The sequence below is a fragment of the Sphingopyxis sp. genome (assembly GCF_035565275.1).
In the GTDB taxonomy this organism is placed as follows: domain Bacteria; phylum Pseudomonadota; class Alphaproteobacteria; order Sphingomonadales; family Sphingomonadaceae; genus Sphingopyxis.
Window position 1 is genome coordinate 1 of sequence record NZ_DATMST010000100.1, and the last position, 4448, is coordinate 4448.

Here is a 4448-nt window from a genome sequence, read left to right on the forward strand (position 1 = left end):
GGTCCGAACGCGCCCCGCGCAGCGCCGCGCGCGCCTTGGCGATGTTCGCGACCGCGACACGGACGTCGGTGTTGCTGGCGAGCGCATCGGCGACGAGCCCGTCGAGGACGGGATCGTCATAGAGGCGCCACCAGTCGGCCGCGACCGGATCGAGCGAGACGGCGGGACTGTCCGCTGAAACGAACGCGCCGGTCAGGGCGGGTGCCGACGCCGATTGCGGTGCCTTGTAGTCGGGGCCGACGGCGCAGGCGGCGAGCGCAAGGGCCGAGGCGGCAGTGAGGATGTTGCGAAGGATCATGATCTTGTTCCTTATTCCGCCGGAACCGGCAGCGCGGTCCCGTGATCGTCCGATCCGTCGCGCCGCGCGCGTCGCTCAGCCGACCATTGGCTGAGCGCGCGGGCGACGACGTAGAAGGTCGGGGTGAAGATGAGGCCGAACGCCGTCACGCCGAGCATGCCGAAGAAGACCGCGGTGCCGAGCGCCTGGCGCAATTCCGCGCCTGCCCCGCTGGCGATCAGCAACGGCACCGCGCCAAGGATGAAGGCAAAGCTGGTCATCAGGATCGGGCGCAGACGATCGCGCGCGGCACGCACCGCGGCTTCGATCGGCGACAGGCCATCCTCTTCTTCGGCCTGCTTGGCGAATTCGACGATCAGGATCGCATTCTTCGCCGCAAGCGCGATGAGCACGACAAGCCCGATCTGCGTCAGCACGTTGTTATCCATGCCGCGCAAATTCACGCCCACCATCGCCGCAAGCAGACACATCGGCACGATGAAGATGATCGCCAGCGGCAGCATCAGGCTTTCATATTGGGCCGCGAGCACGAGGAAGACGAAGACCACCGCGAGCGCGAAGACGATGCCTGCGGTGTTCGCCGCCGCCTTCTGCTGGAAGGCGATGCCGGTCCATTCGGTGCCGTATCCGGCAGGCAGCGAGTCCGAAGCGAGCTTTTCCATCGTCGTCAGTGATGCACCCGAAGACGAACCCGGAGCGGTATCGCCGTCGATCTCGACCGCGGGGAAGAGGTTGTAGCGCGTGACGCGATACGGCCCGGTGCGGTCCTCGAAGTTCGCAACCGACCCGATCGGCACCATCGCACCCGAGTCGGACCGCGTCTGGAGGTTCGCGACGTCTGCAACGGTCTGACGATAGGGCGCATCGGCCTGTGCGGTCACGCGATAGGTGCGGCCGAGCAGGTTGAAGTCGTTGACGAACGCCGAACCCAGATAGACCTGCAGCGCTTCGAACACGCGTTCGGGCGGCACGCCGAGCATATTCGCCTTTGCCCGGTCGATATCGGCATAGACGCGCGGGTTCGACGGGTCGAAGAAGGTGAAGACGTTCGCAAGCCCCGGGGTCTCGTTCGCCTTGCCGATCAGATTGTTGGTCTCGTTCGCGAGCGCGGCATAGCCGTTCCCGCCGCGATCCTGCACGATCATCCGGTAACCGCCCGCCGAGCCGATCCCCTGGATCAGCGGCGGCGGGATGATGACGATCTGCGCCTCGGTGATGTCGGCGGTATTCGCGCGCGCCTGATTCATGATGTCCTCGAAATTGACGCCGAGCTTCCCGCGTTCCTCGAACGACTTGAGCGGGAAATAGGCGGCGGCCGAGTTCGGCGCGAGCGTCTGCGACGGACCGTCGAAGCCCGCGAGCATCACCGAACCGAGGACGCCCTTGATCGGCAGCACACGGCCAGCGACTTTCTTCAGCACCGCATCGGTGCGTTCGACCGAGGCACCCGAAGGCAGCTTGGCGACGACGAGGAAATAGCCCTGATCCTGCGCGGGGATGAAGCCGGTCGGCGTCGCCCAGAACAGGCCCGCGGTCGCGGCAATCAGCCCGGCATAGGTGACCATCATCTTCTTCGGCGCGCGCACCAGCCGGTCGGTGAGCCGCGCATAACCGTTGCTCAGCTTCTCGAAGCCTTCGTTGAAGCGTTCGCCGGCATAGTGGATACGCCCCATCAGCCATCCGTCGGTCTGCGCGGGGGCGTGCGGCCTCAGCAGGATCGCGGCGAGCGCGGGCGACAGGGTGAGCGACAGGACCAGCGAGATGATCGTCGCGGTCGAGATCGTCACCGCGAACTGCTGGTAGAAGGCGCCCGACAGGCCGGTGAGAAACAGGGTCGGCACGAACACCGCGCAGAGCACGAGGACGATCGCGACGAGCGCGCCCGACACCTCGTCCATCGATGTCCGCGCCGCTTCGAGCGCGCTCATTCCCTTTTCAAGATTGCGTTCGACATTTTCGACGACGACGATCGCGTCGTCGACGACGATACCGATCGCGAGCACCAGCCCGAACAGCGAGAGGTTGTTGAGGCTGTAGCCGAAGGCCGCGAGGACCACGAAGGTCCCGATCAGCGATACCGGGATCGCGAGCACCGGGATGATCGCCGCACGCCATTTCTGCAAGAAAACCAGGATGACGATGACGACGAGGAATACTGCCTCGATCAGCGTCTCCATCACCGCGTCGATCGACTGGGCAATGAATTCGGTGGGGTTATAGATGACGCGATATTCGAGACCCTTGGGGAAGCTTTTCGACGCCGCCGCCATTTCGGCCTCGACCGCCTGCGCCGCGGCGAGCGCGTTCGAGCCCGGACGCTGGAAGGTCGCGAGAATGACCGTCGGATCACCCGACAGATAGGTGTTCGAATTATAGTCCGACGCGCCGAGTTCGACGCGCGCGACGTCCGACACACGGACCTGCCGCCCGTCGGCATCGGTGCGGATGACGATGTTGGCGAAGTCCTTGGGATCGGTCAGGCGGCCTTGCGTTTCGACGCTGAGCTGGAAGCTGCTGCCATTGGCATGCGGCGGCTGGCCGAGCGAACCCGCGGCGACCTGCACATTCTCGCGGCGGAGCGCTGTGACGATCTCGCCCGCGGTCAGGTCGAGCGCGGCGGCGCGGCCGGGGTCGATCCACACGCGCATCGCATAGTCGCGGCTGCCGAACAGGCGCACGTCGCCGACGCCGTCGATGCGGGAGAGACGATCGCGGAGCTGGGTCAGCGCATAGTTCGAGATATAGGCGCGATCGAGCGACTTGTCGGGGGAGACAAGGTTCACGATCAACAGGAAGTCGGGCGAGGTCTTGCGCGTCACCACGCCCAGCCGCTGCACCGTTTCGGGCAGGCGCGGGGTCGCGATCGCGACGCGGTTCTGCACCAGCACCTGCGCGGCATCGAGGTCGGTGCCGATCTTGAAGGTCGCGGTGATCGTGACGACGCCGTCGCCGGTCGACTGGCTGCTCATATAGAGCATGTTGTCGACGCCGTTGATTTCCTGCTCGATCGGCGCCGCCACCGTGTCGGCAACGGTTTCGGCCGACGCGCCCGGATAGGTCGCGGTCACCGTCACCGTCGGCGGGACGATGTCGGGATATTGCGATACGGGCAGGCCGATATAGGCGACCGCACCGACGATGGTGATGATGACGGCGAGCACGGCGGCGAAGATCGGCCGGTCGATGAAGAAGCGGGATAGGCGCATGGGAGAGCCCCTGTCTGAAAATCGAAAACGGAGTCGGAACCTCGAGCCCCAGCGTCATCCCGGCGCAGGCCGGGGTCTCGACGTTGAAGATGGACGCACCGCTGAGATCCCGGCCTTCAGCCACAGGCTGAAGTTTATCCTGAGCGCCTGCCAAAGCAGTCGAAGGGTCGGGATGACGAATTTACTTACTTCGTGAAGGTCGCCTGCGCCGACACCGGCTCGGTCGCGGCAACAGCCGACTTCTCCGCCGTCGCCGCGATCTTGCCGGACTTGGTCACCGCCTTGGTGCCGGGACGGGCGAACTGATAACCGTTGATGACGATCCGGTCGGTCGGGGTCAGGCCCGCACGGATGACGCGCAGGCCATCGACTTCGGGCCCAAGCTCGACCGGCTTCGCCGCGACCATGCCGTCCTTGCCGACGACATAGACGATCTTGCGCGCCTGATCGGTCTGAACCGCGGCAGCCGGGACCAGCAGCGCACGCGCGGTCTGGCCGGTCGACAGCCGCATGTTGCCGAACATGCCGGGGGTCAGGAACATTTCCGGGTTGGTAAAGCTGGCGCGGGCGCGGATCGTGCCCGAACGCGGGTCGAGGCCATTGTCGGTGAAGTCGAGCCGGCCCTTCCAGCGATAGTCGCTTTCATCCTGCAGGCGGACTTCGACCGCCGCACCCTTTTCGCCGCCCTCGCGCTTGGTCTTGAGGAACAGCGCCTCCGAACCCTGAAAAGTGAAATAGACAGGGTCGAGCGCGTTGATCGTGGTCAGCAAGGTGCCGCCGGCATCACCTGCCGACACGAGGTTCCCCGCATCGATCTGGCGGTCCGAGATGCGGCCGCTCAGCGGTGCGCGGACGGTGGTGAATTCGACATCGAGCGCGCGCGCCGCGATGCGCGCATCGGCGCCGGCGAGCGCAGCGTTCGCTGCGTTGACGCGGGCGCGCAG

2 protein-coding genes and 1 pseudogene are annotated in these 4448 nt (G+C 65.7%); all 3 read right to left on the minus strand.

The features are described from left to right. Nucleotides 1–298, minus strand: a pseudogene (locus VN047_RS07150) (TolC family protein); the annotation flags it as partial. A gap of 11 nt (nt 299–309) precedes the next feature. Next, a complete protein-coding gene (locus VN047_RS07155; protein ID WP_325541442.1) occupies nt 310–3504 on the minus strand; it encodes a multidrug efflux RND transporter permease subunit in 3195 nt (1064 codons plus the stop codon). 185 nt (nt 3505–3689) lie between these two features. Further along, on the minus strand, nt 3690–4448 hold a 759-nt coding region (locus VN047_RS07160), incomplete at its 5' end, for an efflux RND transporter periplasmic adaptor subunit (protein ID WP_325541443.1).